This is a genomic window from Micromonospora sp. NPDC023633, assembly GCF_040640035.1.
Lineage (GTDB): Bacteria > Actinomycetota > Actinomycetes > Mycobacteriales > Micromonosporaceae > Micromonospora.
Window position 1 is genome coordinate 1 of record NZ_JBFABB010000256.1, and the last position, 2,923, is coordinate 2,923.

3 protein-coding genes and 1 pseudogene are annotated in these 2,923 nt (G+C 75.8%); all 4 read right to left on the reverse strand.

Annotated features, from left to right (window positions below):
* Positions 1-113: 113 nt before the first annotated feature.
* On the reverse strand, positions 114-1,034 hold the full coding sequence (locus AB0G13_RS34420; protein WP_357883808.1) for a glycosyltransferase family 2 protein: 921 nt from the start codon (positions 1,032-1,034) through the stop codon (positions 114-116).
* A complete protein-coding gene (locus AB0G13_RS34425) occupies positions 1,031-1,645 on the reverse strand; it encodes a glycosyltransferase (protein WP_357883811.1) in 615 nt (204 codons plus the stop codon). Before AB0G13_RS34425 ends, AB0G13_RS34420 begins: the two co-directional genes overlap by 4 nt.
* A 74-nt stretch (positions 1,646-1,719) precedes the next feature.
* A complete protein-coding gene (locus tag AB0G13_RS34430) occupies positions 1,720-2,202 on the reverse strand; it encodes a UDP-N-acetylglucosamine--LPS N-acetylglucosamine transferase (protein ID WP_121395268.1) in 483 nt (160 codons plus the stop codon).
* 227 nt (positions 2,203-2,429) lie between these two features.
* Positions 2,430-2,923 (reverse strand): annotated as a pseudogene (locus AB0G13_RS34435) (hypothetical protein); the annotation flags it as partial.

Here is a 2,923-nt window from a genome sequence, read left to right on the forward strand (position 1 = left end):
TCGCCGGGTCGCAGCGGGCGGACCGTCACCCCGGGCGGCGTTGGCGGCGGCTCGCCGGGCACCCCCGCCAGCGACCGGCTCATGACCTGGTAGCGGGCGCGGGCGGCGCGGGTTCAGATGCCCCGGCCGCGCTTGTGCAGGGTGCGCAGCACCGCGTCGGCGCGGACCACCCGCCCGGCCACGGCGAGAGCCAGGTACGCCCGTGGCTCCCGCGGGTTGCGCCGGATGGTGTGCCGGGCCCAGCGCATCGCGCCCCGCCGGTCGCCGGACGCGGCACGGGCGAAGGCGATCTGCCCGGTGACCCGCGCCTCGCCGGCCGGCTGGGTGCCGAACTCGGGGTAGCGCTCCAGCAGCCACTGCAACGCCTCGGAGATGGTGTCCCAGCGCTGCGCGAAGTAGGACCGCTTGTGCCAGCGCACCAGCACGTACGGGGTGCGCAGGTTCACCAGCGGCGCGCTGCGGGCGGCCCGGAGCAGGAACTCGTAGTCCTCCGCGTAGCTGCCCGGGATCTCCTCGTCGACCAGCCCGAACCCGTCGCGCAGCGCGGCGGCGCGGATCAGGAAGGTCGACGGGTGCAGCTCCGTCATCCGGTCCCGCAGCAGGTCGGCCAGGGTGACCGAGTCCTTCGGCAGCGCCCGGTCGACGGTGTGCCCGTCGTAGCTGACCCGGATGCCGCAGCTGACGAACTCCGCGTCGGGGTGGGCGGCGAGCGCCTCGACCTGGGCCCGCAGCTTGCCGGGCAGCCACTCGTCGTCGTCGTCGCAGAACGCGACGAGCTCACCGGTGGCGGCCAGGACGCCGGAGTTGCGGGCGCCGGCCAGGCCGGGGGCGCGCTCGTTGCGGATCACCCGGACCAGCCGGTCCGGGCGGGACAGTTCGGTCAGCGAAGCGTCCGGTTCGGACTGGTCGTGGACGACCACCACCTCGATCGGACCGGGGTGGTCCTGGTCGAGGATGGCGCGCACGGCGGCCCGGAGCAGCTCCGGGCGGTCCCGGGTGGGCACCACCGCGCTCACGCTCGGGTGTTCGGTCATCGCCGCTCTCCGTTCCGGCCCGACCGTGCCCACGGCCGCCACCTCGTCCGCTGCCGTCGTCCGGTCGACGCGGCCACCAGGTCCTCCACGATCCGTCCCACCTGCTCGACCGCCGCGCGGCGCGCCTCGGACGCCGCCGGGTCGGCCGCGACGGCGAACCGGGACGGGTCGGCGAGGCCGGCGGCGAGCGCCGCGAGGAGCGCCTCCCGGGTCTCGGCCAGCGCCACCATGCCGGCCGCGCCCAGGCGGCGGGCGAACAGCTGCTGGTGGTCGTCGACGTGCTCGCCCCGGGTCGGGTCCCGGGGCACGACGATCGGCAGGTGACCGTGCCGGCGGGCCTCCAGGATGGTGGCCGGGCCGCCGTGGCAGACCACGAGGTCGGCCTCGGCCATCGCGGCCTGCAGCTCGTCGTGGCCGAGGAAGGGCACCGCCCCGGGCACCCCGGGGGCCCGGGTGTGCCCGTGCTGGACGGTGAGCCCGACGCCCTCGGCGACGGCGGGGTGCCACTCCTCCAGCCAGCCGACCAGGCGGTCGAACGGGTGCTTGTCGGTGCCGACGGCGACCAGCAGCCGGGACCGGGCGAGGTCGCCGGGGTCGCGGGGCCGGGGCACCCGGTGGGCGGGCGTCGGCCGGGGGTGGCCGGGGGCGACCCGGTGCGCGGGGGCGGTTCCGGTGCTCTCGGCGCTCACAGCAGGGTCCCCACGACGGTGGCCTCCGGGTACTGCCGGCGCTGCTCGTCCCACTGCACGAGCATCGCGGAGAGGAACGGCCGGCAGAGCCGGGCGGTCAGGGTCGGGGTGTCGATGCGGTCGTACACCTCGATGTAGACGGTCGGCACGCGCCGGAGCCGGGCCAGCACCACGAACGGCACGGCCACGCCGGCACCGGTGGTCACCACCGCGGCGACCCGGCGCGACCGCAGCACCCGCCAGGCGAGGACGGCGTTGCGCAGCAGGTTCGGCACGTTGCGGGTGGTCGGGTGGTGGGCCGGGACCAGTTCCTCGCCGGCCAGCAGCGAGAGCGCCTCGGGCGTGTCGAAGGTGACCCAGCACCGCCGCCAGCGTTCGTACCAGGGCCGCAGGGCGAGCAGTTGGGCCAGGTGGCCGCCGCTGGAGCCCACCAGGAGCAGGACCCCGGGCTCGCCGGCGTCCTCGGTTGTCGTTTCCACGCGACTCCCCACAAGTTCGCTTGGATGTTCGGTGGTCGCCACGCGACAGCAGATCACACGTCCCCCGGCTGGTGAAATAGGGCGACCGGGCGACAGATCAATCTCCGCGGGTGGCGGATCGGGTACGCCGCAGCGAATCGTCGATATCGACGATCGTCACGACCTGGAACTTCCTCGTCACCGTCCGGAGCCGACGGTGCGCGGCGGGCTCCACCGATTTCGGCGGATCAGCCGCTATGTCGTTTCTCGATGACGTCCAGCAGGGCGGGATGTAGCGCGGCGTTCCAGCCGGCGCCGGCGTCGGCGAGTCGCCAGGTGCGCAGCCACATCTCCAGCAGGTAGGCGTCGGCCACCAGCCGCCGGGCCGCCGCCCCGAGCCCGAGTTCGGCGCCGTACCGGTCCAGGTGGGCGTCGACGGCCCGCGCCGCCGCCGCAGCCGGCTCGCCCCGCAGCACCAGGGCCCGCTGGAACGCGTCGTGCGCCAGGTCGAAGCCGAGCGGCACGTCCGGCCCGCTGTGCTCCCAGTCCCAGGCGACGAGGCGGCCGGCGTGCACGCCGAGGTTCCAGGGCACCCAGTCGCCGTGCCAGTGCCCGAACTCGACGGCCGTGTCGCCGTGCCGGTCGGTCAGGGCGGCCACGGCGGCGACCGCCCGGGCCCCGTCCGGCGTGCCGGCGGCGGCGCGCCCGGCCTCGGCGGCGAGCCGGGCCAGGAACGCCGACC